Source organism: Sphingomonas hankyongi (assembly GCF_023516575.1).
GTDB lineage: Bacteria > Pseudomonadota > Alphaproteobacteria > Sphingomonadales > Sphingomonadaceae > Sphingomicrobium > Sphingomicrobium hankyongi.
In genome coordinates, this window is sequence record NZ_JAMGBE010000003.1 from 220,350 (window position 1) to 238,646 (window position 18,297).

Below are 18,297 nucleotides of genomic sequence, written 5' to 3' on the forward strand. Positions count from 1 at the left end.
GCCTGGCGCGGGAATGGCTGCTTTCAGAATTCTTTGTGGGAAGATTGCAGTGATCAAGACCGTTGAGACCGAAAATCAGGGCCTGAAGCGCGCCTTTATGCTGACCATTCCCGCCGAGGACATCGAGGCGCGGGTCGACAAGGAAGTGAAGCGCCTTGCGCCGCAGGTCCGGATGCCCGGCTTCCGTCCCGGCAAGGTGCCGCCGAACCTCATTCGCAAGATGCATGGCGATCAGATCCAGGCCGAGGCGCTGAATACTGCGGTCCAGGAAGGTGTTCAGCAGCTGCTGCAGGAGCAGAATGTGCGTCCTGCGCTCCAGCCGGAAGTCGCGCTCAAAGACGAGTATAAGCCCGGGCAGGATGCGGAGATCGAGGTCCGCGTTGAAGCACTTCCCGATGTCCCCACCCCACAAATTGGCAATCTGAAGATCGAGCGGTTGACGGTCGAGCCCGACGATAAGGCCGTGGACGAGCAGCTGCAGCAGCTTGCGGCCCAGTCCAAGCGCTGGACCGAGGCTCCGAAGAAGCATGCAGCTGCCATCGGTGACCTTGCCGTGATGGATTTTGTAGGTTCCGTAGATGGGAAGGAATTCCCGGGCGGCACTGGCGAGGACATGCAGATTGAGCTTGGTTCGGGCCGATTGATTCCCGGCTTCGAGGACCAGCTGGTCGGCGCCAAGGCTGGCGACAAGCGTGACGTTAAGGTGACCTTCCCGGAGAATTATCCGGCGGAAGATCTGAAGGGCAAGGCAGCGACCTTCGCTGTGACGGTAAAGACGGTGAAGACCGCCGGCGAGAATGCGATAGACGACGAGTTCGCAAAGACGCTGGGCCTGGAGAGCCTGGACAAGCTGCGCGAGGTCTTGCGTGATCAGCAGACTCAGGAGCTCAACGGCCTGACGCGTACGCATATGAAGCGTCGCCTTCTCGACCAGCTCGCCGAGCGCCACGATTTCCAGGTGCCGGAGTCGATGGTCGAGGCGGAGTATCAGAATATTCTCAACCAGCTTCGGCACGAGGCAAGCCACGAGGCCGATCCGCAGGCGGCACTGGCCGAGATAGAGCAAGATGCAGCCGAGTATCGCGACATTGCCGAGCGTCGCGTGCGGCTTGGCCTCCTCTTGTCGGAAATTGGCGCAGCGAATGGCGTACAGGTCACCGATCAGGAGATGAACCGCCTGGTTGCGCAGGCTGCGTCGCAATATCAGGGCAAGGACCGCGAGGCATTCATCCGCTACATCCAGCAGCAGCCGATGGCCGCGGCACAGCTCCGTGCCCCTCTCTACGAGGATAAGGTCGTAGACTTCCTATTCTCAAAGGCGGAAATCACTGACCGCAAGGCGACGCGCTCGGAGCTTGAAGCCGATCTCGAGAGCGAGGAAGGCCATGTGCATGGGCCGGGCTGCGGACACGACGTGCCCGAGGCAAAGGCAAAGCCCGCCAAGAAGGCCGCCAAAGGCAAGGCGAAAGCTGCTGAACCGGAACAGCCGGCCAAGGGCCCGGTTGAGAAGACCGCCGACAAGCCGAAGGCTGCCAAGCCCCTGAAGGACGCGCCGGAAGGCAAGCCGGCCGCCAAGAAGGCGGAAGCCAAGCCGGCGATGGCCGAAGCGAAACCTGCCGCCAAGAAGGCTACTGCACCAACGAAGGTCGAAGCCAAGGCTAAGACCTCCACCAAGAAGGCGCCTGCCAAGAAGAAGTAGCCGGTAGGTTCGCCCTGAGCTTGTCGAAAGGCTGTTCTTCTTTCTAACAAGGGGGACGGCAGGGCTTCGACAGGCTCAGCCCGAACGGGTTTGGGGGCTGATGATTACTGATATTTCACCGCGCATTGCCGTCCTGCTCCCCTGTTACAATGAGGAAGCGGCGATCGGAGCGACCGTCAGCGGGTTCCTGGCAGCGCTGCCCGGTGCAATCATCTACGTCTACGACAATAACAGTCGCGACCGGACCCGCGACGTTGCGGCGCAGGCTGGTGCGGTCGTCCGCACCGAGCGTCAGCAGGGCAAGGGTCATGTGGTACGGCGGATGTTCGCCGACATCGATGCCGACGTTTACATCATGGCTGACGGCGATCTGACCTATGACCCAAATGCCGCTCCGGCGATGGTCGAGATGCTCCTGGCGGAAGAGCTCGACATGGTGGTCGGAACCCGAAAGCACGAGGAAAAGACCGCCTATCGCGGCGGTCATGTGCTCGGAAACAAGCTCTTTACCGGTCTTCTGTCAGGCCTTTTCGGGCGTAGCTTCAGCGACATATTCTCCGGATATCGGGTCTTCTCGCGGCGCTTCGTGAAAAGCTTTCCGGTGCTGTCCTCCGGCTTCGAAATCGAGACGGAGATGAGCGTCCATGCGCTAGAATTGCGGATGCCGGTCGGCGAAGTCGAAACCGTCTACGCGGCCCGCCCGGAAGGATCTGAGTCCAAGCTTTCGACCTTCGGGGACGGGTGGCGAATCCTGAAAACGATCGCGACCTTGTATCGGGTCGAGCGGCCGGTGCTCTTCTACGGCAGCATCGGAGCCTTGCTCCTGGCGGCTGCAATCGTTCTCGCGATCCCTTTGGTGGTCACTTACCTAAACACCGGCCTGGTGCCGCGCTTTCCGACTGCCATCCTCGTCACCGGAATGACCGTCATTGCAGTACTGTGCTTTTTTGCGGGCTTGATCCTGGACACGGTAACGCGCGGGCGTCGCGAAATCCGGCGGCTGGCATATTTGGCTTTGCCCGCCCCCCGCGGGAGCCAAGTGTAGACGAATTGCATCACTCGCCGGAAATGTGTCACCTCAGTGACACTTCCGGCTTCCGGCAGCAATCTCCCTAATTTAAAGCTGTTGACGGGGTCCAATCGGGGCAGGGCCGCGAACGGTTCTTTAAGGGGGAATTCATGTCATTACTTACGGTCGCGCTGCGCTCCAGCGCAGCATTGACGGCACTTGTCGCAGCCGCGGCGCAGGCGCAGCCGGAAAGCACGCTTCCCCCGCCCGACGTTCAGAACGCGCAGGCATCGACGTCGAACGAGCGGACGGCGCAAGGCGAGATCGTCATTACCGGTTCGCGCATCCGTCGCGACCCGCTGTCGCAGGATTCGCCGGTCACTTTCGTCGACCAGTCCGACATCCAGAAGACGGGTCTCAACTCGGTGAACGAAGTGCTGCAGCGTCTTCCGAGCGCAGCGGGCGGTCTCAATGGAAAGGTCAATCTTTCGGGCAACGCGGGCAACCCGCCGAACGGGCAGGGCGTAGGCGCGGGCGCTGCCGACGTCGATCTCCGCTATCTCGGATCTCAGCGCACCCTCGTGCTGGTTGACGGCCTTCGCTTCGTGCCTGGCGCTTCTGCCAGCGGCGTCCCGGGTGCGGTAGACGTCAACTCCATCCCGGAATCGATGATCGAGCGGGTGGAGGTGCTCCTCGACGGCGCATCGGCCATTTACGGTTCCGACGCGATTGCGGGCGTGGTGAACATCATCACGAAGAAGGGCCAGCGCGGTTTCAATGCCTCCGCGCAGCTCGGCAAGTACCTCGATGAAGGCGACGGGTTCAGCCAGAATTATCAGCTGAGCTGGGGCAACGGCATCGGCGGCCCGACGCAGGTCGTGGTCGGCGCAAACTTCGTGAAGCAGGATCCAATTCTCGCTGCCGATCGGGCCATTTCCGCCTTTCCGGCGCCTTATCAGACTTCCTGTCTTCAGGGCGGCTGCAGCAGTTACACGCCGCTTGCACGTTTGATCCTGTTGAGGGATCCGACACAATCGTTCCTGACCTCGAGCGATGTTGCGTCGATCACCCTCAAAGCGCCTGTGATCGGCCGTGTTCCGATCTACTCGCCTGACTTCCTCACTAACCCGAACACGGACTATAAGCCGTTCACGGCAGCTGACCGGTTCAACTTCGCGCCGTACAATTACATTCTGACGCCGCTGAAAAGGTATGGTGGATTCGCGAACGTCCGGCAGGAACTGACGGCAGACATCAACGCCTCGGCCAAGTTCTCCTACAACCACCGCGAGTCCAAGAACCAGGCGGCGCCGCTGCCGCTCGGCATCGGTTTCGACGCGGCCAACCAGAACCTCCTCGACACCATCAATGTGGATGTGACGAACCCCTTCAATCCATTTGGGGTGACGCTCAATTCTGACCCGATCGCAGGCAATTACAGCGTTTTCTTCCGTCGGTTGGTGGAAAATGGTCCGCGCCGGTTCGAGCAGAAAGTGGACACCTATTACGGGTCGGGCACCGTTGACGGTAAGTTCGGCCTGGCGGGCCACGATTGGTTCTGGGATGTCAACGTCCTCTATGGGCACAACAAGGCCAAGCAGACGATGCTCGGCAATATCAACGCGGCTCACCTGAAGACAGCACTCGGTCCGGTTGCCGTGTGTAACGCGACGCCGGGCTGCCTGCCGTTCAACTTCTTCGGCGGCGTAGGGTCGGTTACCCAGGGGATGCTCGACTGGATCAACTTCGAGCAGAACGACAGCAGCGAGCAGACTTTGTGGGGTGTGACTGCCAACGTGTCGGGCACCATCGCCGAGTTGCCGGGCGGACCTCTTGGCGTCGCGTTCGGCGTCGAGCACCGCAACCAGAAGGGCCGCTTCGACCCGGATCCCGTGGTTGCCGCCGGCGAGGGCTCCGATATCCCGGCCGAGCCGACGCACGGCGAATATAATATCGACGAAGCGTACCTCGAGTTGAATGCGCCGCTTCTGGCTGATCGCTACCTGATCAACTTACTGGAGCTTAACGGCGCCGTCCGTTTCTCCGACTATTCGATCTCGGGCTCGACGACGACCTTCAAGGGAGGCATCAACTACAAGCCTGTGCCGGAAGTGCGGTTGCGCGGCTCCTATTCACAGGGTTTCCGCGCGCCGACCATCGGTGAGTTGTTCGGCGGCAGGTCGCGTTTCGATCAGTCGCTGACCGATCCGTGCAACGCCAGCGCGAACCCGACGGGCCAGATCCTTGCGAACTGCCAGACGATCTTCGCCGCGCTGCCGTTGGCGGATCTGGCAACCTATGAGCAAGACAACCCGCAAAGGCCTGTGTTTACGGTAGGCAACCCCGAGTTGGAGCCAGAGAAATCCAACGGCTGGAATGTCGGCGTGGTCGTCAGTCCGGCGGCTGTCCCGCGTTTCTCGATCGAAGCCAATTATTACCACATCAAGATCAAGAACGCGATTTTCTCGCCGTTCGCGCAGACGCTCGATCGCTGCGTTGCAACTCTCGACCCGCTGGCGTGCAGCCTAGTCAATCGCACCGTCACGGGGCAGATCGCGAGCATCAACGGAACGCTGCAGAACATCAACGCGATCGAGACCAGCGGGCTTGATCTGAACCTCGCTTACCGGACTGCGCCCGCGAGCTGGGGCACGGTTGGGTTCACGTTGAACAACAGTTTCCTGTTCAACTACAACATCATCGTGCCGACTGAGGACGGTTCGGACGTGATCAGCCGTGAAGGGACGGAGCAAGGCAGCCCAGATCAGGCCTTCCCGGCGCACAAGGCGATCGCGATCGTCGACTGGAACGGAATGGACTTCGGTGCGACCCTTACCGGCCGCTATATTTCAGGCGTGAAGGAATTCCCGAACGGTGCGAATGCACCGAGCGCGAAAATGAATGCCCGTTTCTACACCGACATCCAGGGCCGCTGGACGCCGAAATTCGGCCCGCTCAGCGAACTTGGCTTCGCGCTCGGCATCAACAATCTGTTCAATCTGGATCCGCCGGGGTGCATCACCTGCAGCCTTAATAACTTCGACCCGACCACTTATGATGTTCCGGGCCGTTACTATTATGCTCGCGTCGCAGTGAAATACTGAACGCCAGCACTTAAAAGGGAGGGGCGGTTCGGTCATACCGGGCCGCCCTTTCCTTTTTTCTGCCGCCTTGAACCTTCGCGAAATCGCGCCGATGTAGGTGGCTCAATCAACAAAGGACCTTCTCCCCGTGATCGACCATCAGGACATCGTTTCGCAGCTCGTCCCAATCGTTATCGAGCAGTCCAACCGGGGCGAGCGCAGCTTCGACATTTATTCACGGCTGCTTCGCGAGCGGATCGTCTTCATCACGGGGGCAATCGAGGACCACATGGCCTCGCTGGTGACCGCTCAGCTCCTGTTCCTTGAGTCCGAGAATCCGAAGAAGGACATCTTCATGTACATCAATAGCCCGGGCGGCGTGGTCACTGCCGGGCTCGCGATCCACGATACCATGCAATACATCCGGCCCAAGATCAGCACCGTGTGCATCGGGCAGGCGGCGTCGATGGGCAGTTTCCTTCTCGCCGCGGGTGAGCCTGGAATGCGCGTTGCGCTGACCAACAGCCGGATCATGGTCCACCAGCCCTCGGGCGGCGCCCAAGGCATGGCCGCCGACATCGAGATCCAGGCCCGCGAGATCCTCCGCATGCGGCAGCGGCTGAATGAGCTTTATTCAAAGTACACTGGTCAGTCGCTCGAAGAGATCGAGAAGGCGATGGATCGCGACAAGTTCCTGGAGGCTGACGAAGCGAAAGCCTTTGGGATCATCGACGAGGTCTTCGACAAGCGGCCCGACGCTGGCGACGACAGCGGCACCGGAGCCGGGGAAGTCACGCCGGCCTAAGCAGCGGGGGAGGGGGCGATCGTAACTTTCCTGAAGACGCTGCTCGCAGGCGCAGCTTTTTCGGTTTCGGCAGCTGCAGCAGCTGACTCCGTTGACGTGCGCGCGGGCAGGTTGATTGATCCTGTATCGGCGACGGTGTTGTCTGACCGGCGCATCCATATCGTCGATGGAAAGATAGCCTCGGTGACTGCATGGCAAAGCGCCGACGGGCCCGCTGCCGTCGACTGGTCGAGCTACACCGTGCTGCCGGGGCTGATCGACCTCCACACCCATATCGCCGACGGCTCGGTCGGCAGCAGCGATCCGACCGACCCGCTCAAGCACAGGGAAGCTGCCACCATATTGAAAGCGGTGCCGGCGGCGAAGGCCATGCTTCGCGCCGGATTCACGACAGTGCGCGACGTCGGGGTCTATCGCGGTCTCACTGACGTTTCCCTTCGCGACGCCATCAACGCCGGCGAAGTCGAAGGACCGCGGATGTTCGTCGCGGGCGCCTACATCACCATTCCAGGCGGCGGCGGGTCAGTGGCCGGGCCCAAAGTGCCAACGCCCGCCGAATTCAGACTGGGCGAGGTGCGCAATGCGGCCGAGGCGCAAAAGCGGACGCGCTACCTGCTTGAACATGGCGCCGACTTCATCAAGCTGATCGCCACCGGCGCTGTACTGACGTTGGGGGGCGTGCCCGGAGCGATCGAGCTGACTCCGGCGGAGATGAAGGCCGCCTGCGATGAAGCCAAGGCGCACGGCTCCTACTGCATCGCCCATGCGCACGGGGCGGAAGGGATCAAGGCGGCCATCCGCGCTGGCGTCCGCACGATCGAGCATGCCAGTTTCCTCGATGCCGAGGGGATAGAACTCGCCAAGAGGCATGGCGTGTGGCTCGACATGGACATCTACAATGGCGATTGGATCGAGGAGGTTGGCACCAGGGAGGGCTGGCCCGCCGAGTATCTGCGCAAGAATCGCGAGACGACGGACGTGCAGCGCCGCGGGTTCACAGCAGCGGTGAAGGCTGGCGCAAAGATGACTTTCGGCACCGACGCGGCGGTATATCCCTATGGGCTCGGCGGGCACCAGTTCGCTTACATGGTGCGCTATGGGATGACGCCAATGCAGGCGATCCAGTCCGCCACGACTGAAGCGGCCAAGGCTCTGGGAAAAGAGGGGCAGGTGGGAACGCTTGCGGCAGGCGCCTATGGCGATCTAGTCGCTGTCAAAGGCGAACCTCTGACCGACATCCGCACGCTTGAGCATGTTCAGGCCGTCATGAAAGAAGGGCGTCTGGTCCGCTAGCTCAGACGAACGGCCGGCTATGTCGACGAAGCATGATGTTCTCCTATTGTTCTACAGGAACGAATAGGATACGTAGTTGCTTCAACCGGCGGATCATCACCGTCATCGATTGATGCTTGAACGGAGACAGGGGACATGGCAGCGCAGCTTAAAGTCATCGGCAGCGGATTGGATAGCTCAGGCATGGATCGTCAGAAGGCGCTCGAGGCGGCGCTCGCCCAGATCGATCGTGCGTTCGGCAAGGGCTCTGCGATGAAGCTGGGCAGCCGCGAGAAAATCGAGATCGAAACCACCTCGACCGGCAGCCTGGGCCTCGACATCGCACTCGGCGTTGGCGGCCTGCCGCGTGGGCGGATCGTCGAAATCTATGGGCCGGAGAGCTCGGGCAAGACGACGCTGGCGCTGCATGCGATCGCCGAAGCGCAGAAGAACGGAGGCACAGCTGCATTCGTCGACGCGGAGCATGCGCTGGACCCGGTCTACGCTCGGAAGCTTGGGGTCGACATCGATGAGCTGATCGTCTCGCAACCCGACACGGGCGAGCAGGCGCTCGAGATTGTCGACACTTTGGTTCGTTCGAATGCGATCGACGTGCTGGTGGTGGATTCGGTTGCGGCCTTGGTCCCTCGCGCCGAAATCGAAGGCGAGATGGGGGATAGCCATGTCGGCCTACAGGCGCGCCTCATGAGCCAGGCGCTCCGCAAGCTCACGGGATCGATCAGCCGCTCTCGCTGCACGGTCATCTTCATCAACCAGGTGCGCATGAAGATCGGTGTCATGTACGGCAATCCGGAGACCACGACCGGCGGCAATGCGCTGAAATTCTACGCCTCGGTCCGCCTCGACATCCGCCGCACCGGCCAGATCAAGGACCGGGACGAAATCGTCGGCAACGCGACGCGCGTGAAGGTGGTCAAGAACAAGGTCGCGCCGCCTTTCAAGCAGGTCGAGTTCGACATCATGTACGGTGAAGGGGTGAGCAAGGTCGGCGAGACCCTCGATCTCGGCGTGAAGGCCGGCCTGATCGAGAAATCGGGCTCCTGGTTCAGTTATGACTCGGTGCGGATCGGCCAAGGTCGTGAGAACGCCAAGACCTATCTCAAGGAGAACCCCGACATCGCTCAACGGATCGAGAATGCGATCCGCGGCCGGACCGAAGAGGTCGGCGAGGCACTGATGAGCGGCGTTTCCGACGACGACGATATCGCCGTCGAGTAGGGGCCGTCAGGGCGGCACGCTGACTGCGACTGTAATATTAAGGTTTTGAGAGGCTCCCCGGCGGTGGACGGGACTATCCCTTCGCTCGTCCGCCGTCTCCCTGCTTCCTAGCAGAGATCGTCGGGCATCAAGGGCGTCGGATCTGCGCTCGTGTCGACCTGGATCGGCGCGAACAGCTTGCGAGGTTCAGTGAGGACAATGAGCATCAGCGCGAGCGAGGCGCAAATCGCTGTTCCGACCAAATAGGGTGTAGCGGTACCATCGAAAGATCGGCCAATCAGGAAGCCGACTACGGCCGCTCCAATTGTCCCGACCACCCCCTGGACCGATGATGCTGTGCCGGCGATCGGCGCCATATGCTCCATCGCGAGCGTGCCGAGATTCGATGACGTGAAAGCGAAGCAGCACATCGCCAGCGATTGCAGCACGATGAAGACCGGCAGGCTCTCATGCCCGGACAAGGCAATCGCGGCGTGCGTCAGCACGACCATTGCGAACGCCACCGCCGCCGTGTGACCCACCCGACGGAGACCGAAGCGTCCGACAACGCGGGAGTTGGTCCAGGACGCAAGCGCCATCGGCGCCGCGATCGCGGCGAATACGAGCCCGATTAGGTGAGGGGTGCGGAAATAATCGAAGACGATCTGCTGGACGGAGGAAATATAAGCGACGAGGCAGGCGAAAGTGACCGTCAGCGCCAGGGTGTACCCGCGGGATTGCGGCTCGCGCAGGGTCTGCCAAGCGGCACCTCCGACTTCGCGCCAATTGAGCGATCTTCTGAATTCGGGATGTAGCGTCTCGGGGAGACGCACCCACGACCAGATCAACATCATGATGGCGTAACCAGCCAGTACCATGAAGATTGCTCGCCACGACGCGACGAGCAGGATGGCCTGGCCGATGTTCGGTGCGAGCACCGGGACCAGCATGAAGACCATGAAGACAAGGCTCATCACCCTGGCCATCGCTTCCGCTTCGAACAGGTCGCGTACCATGGCGACCACGAGGACACGGGTAACTGCGGCCGAAGCTCCCATCGCGACCCGGCCCGCGATCAGCAGAGGGAAGCTGCCCGCGAATGCGCAGAGCGACGCAAACAGACCATATAGGATCACTCCCGCCGCCAGGATCGGCTTGCGCCCAAATCGGTCGGCGAGCGGTCCCCAGAGGAGTTGAGTGGAAGCGAAGCCGATGAAATAAGCGATAACGACCAGCTGACGGTCGTTGTCCGCTGCGACGTGCAGCGAGCGCCCGATGTCCGGAAGGGCCGGGATCATCGCATCGATGGCGAGCGCGTTCAGCGCCATGAGACCCGCAAGCAGCGCGGTCATCTCGCGTGTGCCGGGCCGACGGGTGGTCCCGGGTGGATGAGCAATCTCGAAAGGCATGAGGGCGTGCCTGCTGGCGTAGGAGCGCGCGCCATGCAAGAGAGAAGCAGGGGGTGAGCAAGTGAATTCGAAGACGATCCGCCTCATCGGATTGCCGACCGATAGCCATTCTTCTTTTCTGCGCGGGCCGGCTCAAGCTCCGTCAGCCGTTCGCGCGGCGCTCGCATCCGAGCACGGCAACATGGCGACAGAATCCGGGGCCGAGCTTGGCGAAGACATCCGCATTGAGGACAGTGGCGACCTGCCGCTCGACGAAGGCGAGGGAGATTTCGAACGCATCCGCACCGCTGCGGAACGCGCGGCTGGTAGCGGCTCGGTTCCGATTTTCATCGGCGGCGATCACATGATCAGTTTCCCAACTGTCGCGGGAATTGCGGCTGCCTGCGGTCCCATCAACATCCTGCATTTCGACGCTCACCCCGACCTGTACGACGACTTCGGAGGCGATCCGCTGAGCCATGCATCGCCCTTCGCGCGAATTATGGAGGGCGGCCATGCTTCCCGGCTGGTGCAAGTGGGGATCCGAACGCTCAACCGTCACTGCCGCGTGCAGGCCGAACGCTTCGGCGTCGAGGTCATCGAGATGCGCGACTTTAACCCGGAACGCGTGCCGATCCCGGACGCCCCTCTGTACATCAGCATCGATCTCGACGCGCTCGACCCGGCATTCGCGCCCGGCGTGTCGCATCACGAGCCAGGCGGGCTTACTGTGCGCGACATCCTGTCGGTGCTCCATCGGGTGTCCGGACCGATCGTTGGCGCTGACGTTGTCGAATATAATCCGACGCGAGACGTGAACGGAGTCACGGCGGTAGTTGCGGCCAAGTTGGTCAAGGAGCTTGCCGCACTGGCAATGGGGGATGAACGATGAGGGCACGGCTGTCGCGCAGGACCATGCTTGCCGGAATGGCGGCGGCGACGCTTCCCGTCGGGCGCCTGGCTGCCCAGGCTGCGGAGGAGCTGAAGCCCATCCCGATTCCGCCGCCAATCAGCAGCGCCGAGCGACTTCAGAGGCTCACGAGGGCGCGCGACATGATGCGGCAAAAGGGTATCGGCGCGATCCTCATCGAATCCGGTCCTAGCCTCGATTACTATACGGGCATCCAATGGTGGCGCAGCGAACGCCTGACCGGTGTGGTCATCCCCGCCGAGGGCGACCCGATCGTCGTGACACCCTTCTTCGAGCGGCCGAGCATTGAGGAGATGCTCTCGGTCAAGGCCGAAATCCGCACGTGGCAGGAGGACGAGGAGCCCCTCAAGCTCGTTGCCGATTTCCTCAAGGAACGGAAGGTCGTCGGCGAGCCGGTAGGATTTGAGGAAACGAACCGCTTCTTCCTCGAAGATCGGCTGAAGCAGCAGCTTTCCGGCGCTCCAATCGTTAGCGCCAACCCGGTCGTGCGGGCGCAGCGCATGATCAAGTCGCCGACCGAATTGGCGTTGATGCAGGCGGCGGCCGACATAATGGCGGCCTCACTCCGCTATGCCGGTCAGCGCACACGCGTGGGAATGGCGCCACCAGAAATCGATGGGCTCATTGCCGCGGCTCAGAAAAAACTCGGCGGGGCTTATGACGGTGGGCTGGTCCTGATCGGGGAAGCGTCCGCTTATCCTCACGGAAGCAAGCAGCCGCATACGGTCCAACGCGGCGATGTGGTCCTGCTGGACTGCACATGCTCGGTCCACGGTTACCAGGCCGACATCACGCGCACGTTCGTCGTGGGAGACCCGTCGCCGGAAGTGCGCAAGGTCTGGGACCAGGTCCACCGTGGCCAGCAGATTGCGATGACGGCGGCCAAGGTTGGCGCACCCGCGGGAAGCGTCGACGATGCTGTTCGCGGCACCTACGAGAGTTGGGGCTACGGTCCGCGTTACAAGTTGCCGGGAACGTCGCATCGAACCGGGCACGGGATCGGCATGGAAGTGCACGAGCCGATCAACCTTGTGCACGGTGAGACGACGCCCTTGGCGCCTGGCATGTGCTTCTCCAACGAGCCGGGCATCTACATCCCCGGAAAATTCGGCATCCGGCTTGAGGACTGCTTCCACATCACTGCCGACGGGCCGAAGTTCTTCACCACGCCTCCGCCGAGCATCGATCGTCCGTTCGACTAGAAGTGGTCTTCGATCTTGCCTGTACGCTGCACGTGCGAAGGCGCATGCGGCGGTTCGATGTCGGCAGGCTCCTCCTCGTCCAGCTCACCTTCCCAACGCGCGACGACGCTCGACGCGACTGCGTTGCCGACCACGTTGGTTGCTGAACGGCCCATGTCAAGGAAGTGATCGACTGCGAGAATCAGCAGCAGGCCCGCTTCCGGAATGTTGAACATGGACATGGTCGCCGCGATCACCACCAGGCTCGCCCGCGGCACGCCGGCCATTCCCTTCGAGGTGATCATCAGGACCAGCAGCATGGTGATTTCCTGCCCCATGCTGAGGTCGATGCCGTAAGCCTGCGCGATGAAGATCGTCGCGAAGGTCATGTACATCATCGAACCGTCGAGATTGAACGAGTAGCCGAGCGGAAGGACGAAGCTCGCGATGCGCGGGGGCACCCCGAAACGGTCGAGCGCCTCTAACGTGCGCGGGTAGGCAGCCTCGCTCGACGCGGTCGAGAAAGCGAGGACGATCGGATCGCGAATGTATCGGACGAGGTGGCGTGTGCGGGGACCGACGATCACGAACGCCGCTCCGATGAGGAACAGCCAAAGGATCGCGAGGCCGAGATAGAAACTGCCTACAAACTTTCCGAGCGTGGCAATGATGCCCGGCCCGCTCTCGGCAAGCGCGCTGGTCACGGCCGTGAATACTGCGAAAGGCGCAAAGCGCATCACGTAATCCGTGATTTGCAGCATGACTTTGACGAGGGCTTCGACGCCGCGGACGATCGGCATTCCGCGTTCCCCGACTGCGGTCAGCGCAACGCCGAAGAAGATCGAAAAGATGACGATCGGCAGGATTTCGTTGTTGGCCATCGCGTCGAAGATCGACGCCGGGACGAGGTGGGTAACGAAATCCTTGAGATTGAACCCAGCGGTCTCGACGCCGCTGGCAGCCGTTGCAGCGGGGAGGGGTAGGTTCAGCCCGACACCGGGCTGTAGCAGGTTCACGAGAAGGAGGCCCAGCGTCAACGACACGAGGCTTGCGAGGATAAACCATGTGATCGAACGCACTCCGACGCGGCCGAGCGCGGCGATGTCGCCCATGTGCGCGATGCCCGCGACGAGGGTCGAAAACACGAGGGGCGCGATGATCATCTTGATGAGCCGCAGGAACAATGCCGTTACGATGCTCAGATATTCCGCGATCTGCTTGAGCCTGGCGGCGCTTTCTGGCGTGCCGTCGTCGATCGCGGCATTGATTGCCCACCCGGCAATAACGCCGAGCAAAAGCGCAAGCAGGATGAACCTGGTCAACTTCTTGGCCATGCTTCTCCCCTGATTGACGCTGGCGATCGAACCCAAGCCGCTGAGCGGCTAACCGTCAAGCGCTTGCGCCTTTGATGACCGCCTCGCTACGGACTGCGCCGTGACCGACCGTGAAAGCTTCTGGTACAGGCTCGATCCCAGATATCGCCTGATCCTCTGCGACATATGGGGTGTGATCCACAACGGGCGTCAGCTTTATCCGGGCGCTCAGGAGCGCCTGCTCCACTGGCGGGCGGACGGGCGCTGTGTCGTGCTCATCACCAACGCGCCACGTCCGGCCGAGGCCGTTCAAGCTCAACTCGCGCGGATTGGCCTCTCGGACGACGCATGGGACGCAATCGCGTCGAGCGGCGAGGCGGGCGTGGAAGCGCTGAGCAATATCGGCCGGCCGGTCGGTTTCGTTGGGACATCGAGCGATCGCGCTATCCTCGAGGCCCGAAACGTCGCGATCAGCGACGACGATGGTTTTCGCGACGTCGTCTGCTCCGGATTTGAAGAGGGCCGATTCGATGTCCAGGACTATCGCGCCGAGCTGGAACGGATGGTCGAGCGCGGCGTGACTTTCCATTGCCTCAACCCGGACCGGGTCGTCGATTACGGCGGCACCATGTTGCCGTGCGCGGGCGCGCTCGCAGACGTGTATGAGGCGATGGGCGGACACGTCATCTGGTACGGCAAGCCGTTTCGCACCATCTACGATTATGCGCTGGCGCACGGTGGGCATCCGCCTACTGAGGAGGTGCTGGCCGTGGGCGACGGTCTTCAGACTGACATGCTCGGGGCAGCATGGATGGGATTCGATGCGATTTTCGTCAGTGGGGGTATCCACGCCGGCAAGCCGTTTCCGGAAGACTTCGCTGCAAGTCATGGGCTCGGGGACTGGCGCCCCACCGCAGTCGTCGAGCGGCTCTAGGCTAATCGCGCAGGGCGCCGATCAATCGCCGGAAGACCCCGCGATGTTTTGTTTGTGGCAGTGGCTTAGTTGGAAATCGTTCACGGAGTGCTGACCGCAGTTGCCGGTCCGTGGGTTCCAATGTCCTCCGAGCATCAGCCGCAACCGATCGAGCCCTACTGCGACCCTCTTCAGACATGCACCAGGCGAAGGTCTTGGCGATCCACTCGGGCGAAGCATTCTCGACTGTCGACACCGCGGGCCAGCCCAGCATTGCCGCCTGAGCCGTCACCTTGTCTCCGCCCAGCACGGGATCGAATGCAATCACCGGAACGCCAGCCTTCAGCGCATAGACCATCCCGTGCAGCCGGTTAGTGAGCAGAAGGTCGAGCCGACTCATGACCGCGAGCAGCTCGGCTGGTGAGCGAAGCCCTCCTGAATTCCGCGACGCCGGCCAGCGCGTATCGACCTCGATCGTCGCGACATCCCGGCTTGCGACGATGCCTTTCATTAGCCCGATCGCCTCCCGGTGCCGCTGTCGGGGCCCGTATTCCTTCTGCCGTGCAATCGTGCACAGCCCGACGACGGGAACGGGCTTCGTTTCTTGCATGAAAGTGATGTCGGGTCTTGCCGTCCGGTCGGAATCCCGTTCGATGAGAAGATGGAAAGGATCCCATTTCTCCACGGGGAGTACCATTGTCAGGTTGACGCCTATGCGCGTGCAATGCGCGAAACGCTCAAGAGCGATACCCTTGCGCTCGAGCAGTTCGGGCCAGATTGGACCGCAAACGACGATCAGGTGGGTGTAGGCAGCCGGATCAAGAGCCTTCAGCGAAATGGCTCCCGGCAGCGATCGCGCTATCTCGGGCTTGTAGGGCAGGACGTCGTAGGCGATCCCTTCCGTCCCCAGCACATGCTCGACATATTCGAGGCTCTCGATATCGCCGACCGTGGAGAAATGTCCGAGTATCAGAGCCCGCATCGCCTCGTTTCTCGCTTTGCCCGAAAATGGCAGTCGTCCAAGGGTCTCGTGAATGCAACCTTCGCCTGACGTCGCAATTCTGCTCGACCGTTTCGGTTCAGGCGGAGTCGAGCGCGTTGCCTGTCACGTTGCGAATGGCCTGCATGCCGCGGGAATTCGTGTTGAGATGGCCGTGCTGGAGGACAGCGGTCCCGTGCGATCGCTGCTAGACCCGCAAATTGCCGTGGTTTGCATTGGAGCTTCGCGTGCCGGCCGGCGGGAAAGCCGAACGATGGCCGCAGTTCCCGCCATTGCTCGCTATCTGCGGCATCGTAAGCCTCGAATAATGCATTCGCCTGGTAACCATACGAATCGCCCCGTTGCCGTTGCCTGCGCGCTTGCGCGCTTCGCGGGCATGTTCGTTCCCAAGATCACCAACCCGATACTGAACGCGCGGATGGGTCGCCGTCAGCGCTTGATCCGTCGACTGGTGTATCGCTGGGTTCTTCGGCGCGCTCAGACAATCATGGTCTTATCGCGCGCGGCGACCGCAGAAGTCGCGGACATCGATCCGAGCCTCAACGAGCGCGTCCGCGTTGTCCACAATCCTTACGTAAGCCAGGACATGCTGGCGAAGGCCGGAGACCGGAATCCAACTTGCCCACCCATAATCCTCTCGATCGGCCGCCTTTCTGAACAGAAGAACCAGGCGCTGCTCCTGCGCGCTGCTGCCCGTTTGGGTGAGCGCCCGTGGAAGGTCCGGATTTGCGGGACGGGTCCGGACGAGGGCGCGCTGCGGGAATTGGCCGCGGATCTCGGCATAGCCGAACGCGTCGAGTTCGCGGGTTTCGTCAGCGATCCGACAGACGAATATGGAAGAGCAACCGTGCTTGCCCTTTCATCGCGATGGGAAGGACTTCCGGCCATTGCGCTGGAAGCCATCGCCTGCGGCTGTCCTGTCGTGTCTACCGCGAGCTCGCCCGGATTGGTCGAATTGCTCGCGGAGGTCGGTGCGCGTCCGCCAGTCTCGCTCGACGATGAGGCCGGATTTGCCGAGGCGCTGGCGGCGGCTTTAGATGGCGATCTACCTCACGTCCCGAGCAGCGCGAGCATCCCCTACAGTATCCAGGCCTCGCAGGCCGACCATGCGCAGTTATTCGGCGAGCTTCTCGGCCACACGAGCCTGAGATGACGGGCCGATGCGCTGATATTCTCTCCAAACCTGGAGAACGAGTGCCGCAACCATGACCACATAACCGAGAACGAAGGCCGCGGCCGCGCCGCTGAGTCCGAAGCGCCAGGTCAGCGGTGCAACGATAGCAAAATAAACGACCACTCCGATCAGTCGAGCAAGGAAAGGCCCTTCCGGCCGGTCGGCGGCGTAGAGCATCGAGGGAAGCGGGAAGCTGATCATCGCCAAGAGCGGCGCGATGATCAGGATCGCCAGCGCGGAATAAGCGGGCACGAACTGCTTTCCGAAAATCAAGCCGATCAGCGGCTTTCCGCCGAGCAACACGAGCGCGACCAGAAAGAGCCCGACGGAGCCTGCGAGGACCATGCCGCGAAGCATCAGCTTCCATGGGCGCTTGGTTGAATGATCCATGCGCATGACTTCGGGATAGAAGGCGCGGCCGAGGAGATCGGTCGGTTTCTGAGCGCTGTCTGCGAGGCTGGCAGCGGTTCGGTAAAGTGCGGCGCTGGCCGGACCGAGAAGCGCGCCGACTAGCAGTCGTGCGATGGGGCCCCATGCGGCCAGCAGGCTCGAGTTGAGGTTGACATGGATCGCGAAGCGCCAGGCGTTCGGCAGCTCCTTTGGCGATAGTGTCGGCTTCAGGCCTTGCAACAACTCGTGTCGCCTTAGCTCCCGGAATGCGAAGAACCACAGCAGCAGGTCGCCAAGCATATCCGTGGCGAACCAGATGACGACATAGGCGAGGAGAGGAGCGCCCGAAGCCCAGGCCGCGCCCGCCAGGATCGCCCTGACGATCGGGTGGACGATACCCGCGCCGCTTATGAGGTCGAAACGATCGAAAGCGCGAAGCACCCCCTGCGGAGTCATTGCTCCCATTGTCGGGAGCACAAGGCAGTAAAGGACAGCCACGCCGATCAACTCGTCTGGGAGGCCCACGCGCCCACCGATGAAGGGCAGGAGAGCCATGGCGACGATCATTCCCCCGATGCCGCTGGCGATATCGAGGCCGAGTGCGAAATCCGTCGCGCTTCTGAACTCTTGCGTCTTGCTCCCCGTGAGGACCTGGCCGCCGTAGCGGACGACCACCTGCCACGATTGGAACTTGCTGAGACCGCTTGCTGCCTGAGCGTAGCTGTGGATGAGGATCAGCAGGCCGAATGCGGTCACTCCCAGTCCCCGACCCGCGAATGCAAGCGTGGCTATTCCCGCGATCGCGGCGATGATCTTGGACGCGCCGAGATAGCTGCTGTTCTTCAGCAGCGAACGAAAATGCTGGTCCCTGAACCAATGCCTCATTGGCGCGATCTAGGGGATCGATCTCGCCAAAGCGAG

At 61.9% G+C, this 18,297-nt stretch carries 14 protein-coding genes; 10 read left to right on the forward strand and 4 right to left on the reverse strand.

From position 1 onward, the window contains the following. The first annotated feature begins 52 nt into the window (after positions 1–52). The 6 genes from tig (at position 53) to recA (ending at position 9,107) form a co-directional block, all read left to right on the forward strand. Entirely contained in the window at positions 53–1,699 is a 1,647-nt protein-coding gene (gene tig, locus LZ538_RS09555) for a trigger factor (RefSeq protein ID WP_249832200.1), read from the forward strand. A gap of 100 nt (positions 1,700–1,799) precedes the next feature. Then, the gene (locus LZ538_RS09560; RefSeq protein ID WP_249831792.1) at positions 1,800–2,744 is read left to right on the forward strand and encodes a glycosyltransferase family 2 protein; all 945 of its coding nucleotides are present in this window, start codon (positions 1,800–1,802) and stop codon (positions 2,742–2,744) included. Between the two features lie 134 nt (positions 2,745–2,878). Then, on the forward strand, positions 2,879–5,812 hold the full coding sequence (locus LZ538_RS09565) for a TonB-dependent receptor (protein ID WP_249831793.1): 2,934 nt from the start codon (positions 2,879–2,881) through the stop codon (positions 5,810–5,812). Positions 5,813–5,939: 127 nt separating this feature from the next. After that, positions 5,940–6,596 carry an ATP-dependent Clp endopeptidase proteolytic subunit ClpP gene (gene clpP / locus LZ538_RS09570; protein ID WP_249831794.1) on the forward strand — a complete coding sequence of 219 codons (657 nt, stop codon included), beginning with the start codon at positions 5,940–5,942 and terminating at the stop codon, positions 6,594–6,596. A gap of 135 nt (positions 6,597–6,731) precedes the next feature. Next, positions 6,732–7,889 carry a metal-dependent hydrolase family protein gene (locus tag LZ538_RS09575; RefSeq protein WP_347402770.1) on the forward strand — a complete coding sequence of 386 codons (1,158 nt, stop codon included), beginning with the start codon at positions 6,732–6,734 and terminating at the stop codon, positions 7,887–7,889. Between the two features lie 135 nt (positions 7,890–8,024). Next, the gene (gene recA, locus LZ538_RS09580) at positions 8,025–9,107 is read left to right on the forward strand and encodes a recombinase RecA (RefSeq protein ID WP_249831795.1); all 1,083 of its coding nucleotides are present in this window, start codon (positions 8,025–8,027) and stop codon (positions 9,105–9,107) included. Positions 9,108–9,214: 107 nt separating this feature from the next. On the opposite strand, the gene LZ538_RS09585 is transcribed toward recA, so the two are convergent. Continuing rightward, entirely contained in the window at positions 9,215–10,495 is a 1,281-nt protein-coding gene (locus tag LZ538_RS09585) for a multidrug effflux MFS transporter (protein ID WP_249831796.1), read from the reverse strand. A gap of 61 nt (positions 10,496–10,556) precedes the next feature. On the opposite strand from LZ538_RS09585, the gene LZ538_RS09590 reads away from it, so the two are divergent. After that, positions 10,557–11,366, forward strand: coding sequence for an agmatinase family protein (locus LZ538_RS09590; protein ID WP_249831797.1), 810 nt, complete (start codon positions 10,557–10,559; stop codon positions 11,364–11,366). Continuing rightward, on the forward strand, positions 11,363–12,607 hold the full coding sequence (locus LZ538_RS09595; RefSeq protein ID WP_249831798.1) for a M24 family metallopeptidase: 1,245 nt from the start codon (positions 11,363–11,365) through the stop codon (positions 12,605–12,607). Before LZ538_RS09590 ends, LZ538_RS09595 begins: the two co-directional genes overlap by 4 nt. On the opposite strand, the gene LZ538_RS09600 is transcribed toward LZ538_RS09595, so the two are convergent. Next, on the reverse strand, positions 12,604–13,920 hold the full coding sequence (locus LZ538_RS09600) for a dicarboxylate/amino acid:cation symporter (RefSeq protein WP_249831799.1): 1,317 nt from the start codon (positions 13,918–13,920) through the stop codon (positions 12,604–12,606). The genes LZ538_RS09595 and LZ538_RS09600 overlap by 4 nt on opposite strands. Positions 13,921–14,020: 100 nt before the next feature. On the opposite strand from LZ538_RS09600, the gene LZ538_RS09605 reads away from it, so the two are divergent. Further along, positions 14,021–14,833 (forward strand): TIGR01459 family HAD-type hydrolase, encoded by an 813-nt coding sequence (locus LZ538_RS09605; protein ID WP_249831800.1) that lies wholly within the window; start codon positions 14,021–14,023, stop codon positions 14,831–14,833. Between the two features lies 1 nt (position 14,834). On the opposite strand, the gene LZ538_RS09610 is transcribed toward LZ538_RS09605, so the two are convergent. After that, positions 14,835–15,794, reverse strand: coding sequence for a polysaccharide pyruvyl transferase family protein (locus LZ538_RS09610; protein WP_249831801.1), 960 nt, complete (start codon positions 15,792–15,794; stop codon positions 14,835–14,837). Positions 15,795–15,846: 52 nt separating this feature from the next. Between LZ538_RS09610 and LZ538_RS09615 the strand changes: the two genes are divergently transcribed. After that, positions 15,847–16,965 (forward strand): glycosyltransferase, encoded by a 1,119-nt coding sequence (locus tag LZ538_RS09615; protein WP_249831802.1) that lies wholly within the window; start codon positions 15,847–15,849, stop codon positions 16,963–16,965. Here LZ538_RS09615 and LZ538_RS09620 read toward each other — a convergent pair. After that, positions 16,927–18,261: a lipopolysaccharide biosynthesis protein gene (locus tag LZ538_RS09620; RefSeq protein ID WP_249831803.1), complete on the reverse strand. Its 1,335-nt coding sequence runs from the start codon at positions 18,259–18,261 to the stop codon at positions 16,927–16,929. The genes LZ538_RS09615 and LZ538_RS09620 overlap by 39 nt on opposite strands. Positions 18,262–18,297 lie beyond the last annotated feature (36 nt).

Excerpts from the sequence above, each read along its gene's own strand:
- LZ538_RS09560 (WP_249831792.1), top strand. The coding sequence starts at position 1,800 with ATGATTACTGATATTTCACCGCGCATTGCCGTCCTGCTCCCCTGTTAC.
- LZ538_RS09595 (WP_249831798.1), top strand. The coding sequence starts at position 11,363 with ATGAGGGCACGGCTGTCGCGCAGGACCATGCTTGCCGGAATGGCGGCG.
- LZ538_RS09615 (WP_249831802.1), top strand. The coding sequence starts at position 15,847 with ATGCAACCTTCGCCTGACGTCGCAATTCTGCTCGACCGTTTCGGTTCA.
- LZ538_RS09600 (WP_249831799.1), bottom strand. The coding sequence starts at position 13,920 with ATGGCCAAGAAGTTGACCAGGTTCATCCTGCTTGCGCTTTTGCTCGGC.
- LZ538_RS09565 (WP_249831793.1), top strand. The coding sequence starts at position 2,879 with ATGTCATTACTTACGGTCGCGCTGCGCTCCAGCGCAGCATTGACGGCA.
- LZ538_RS09620 (WP_249831803.1), bottom strand. The coding sequence starts at position 18,261 with ATGAGGCATTGGTTCAGGGACCAGCATTTTCGTTCGCTGCTGAAGAAC.
- LZ538_RS09610 (WP_249831801.1), bottom strand. The coding sequence starts at position 15,794 with ATGCGGGCTCTGATACTCGGACATTTCTCCACGGTCGGCGATATCGAG.
- LZ538_RS09585 (WP_249831796.1), bottom strand. The coding sequence starts at position 10,495 with ATGCCTTTCGAGATTGCTCATCCACCCGGGACCACCCGTCGGCCCGGC.
- recA (WP_249831795.1), top strand. The coding sequence starts at position 8,025 with ATGGCAGCGCAGCTTAAAGTCATCGGCAGCGGATTGGATAGCTCAGGC.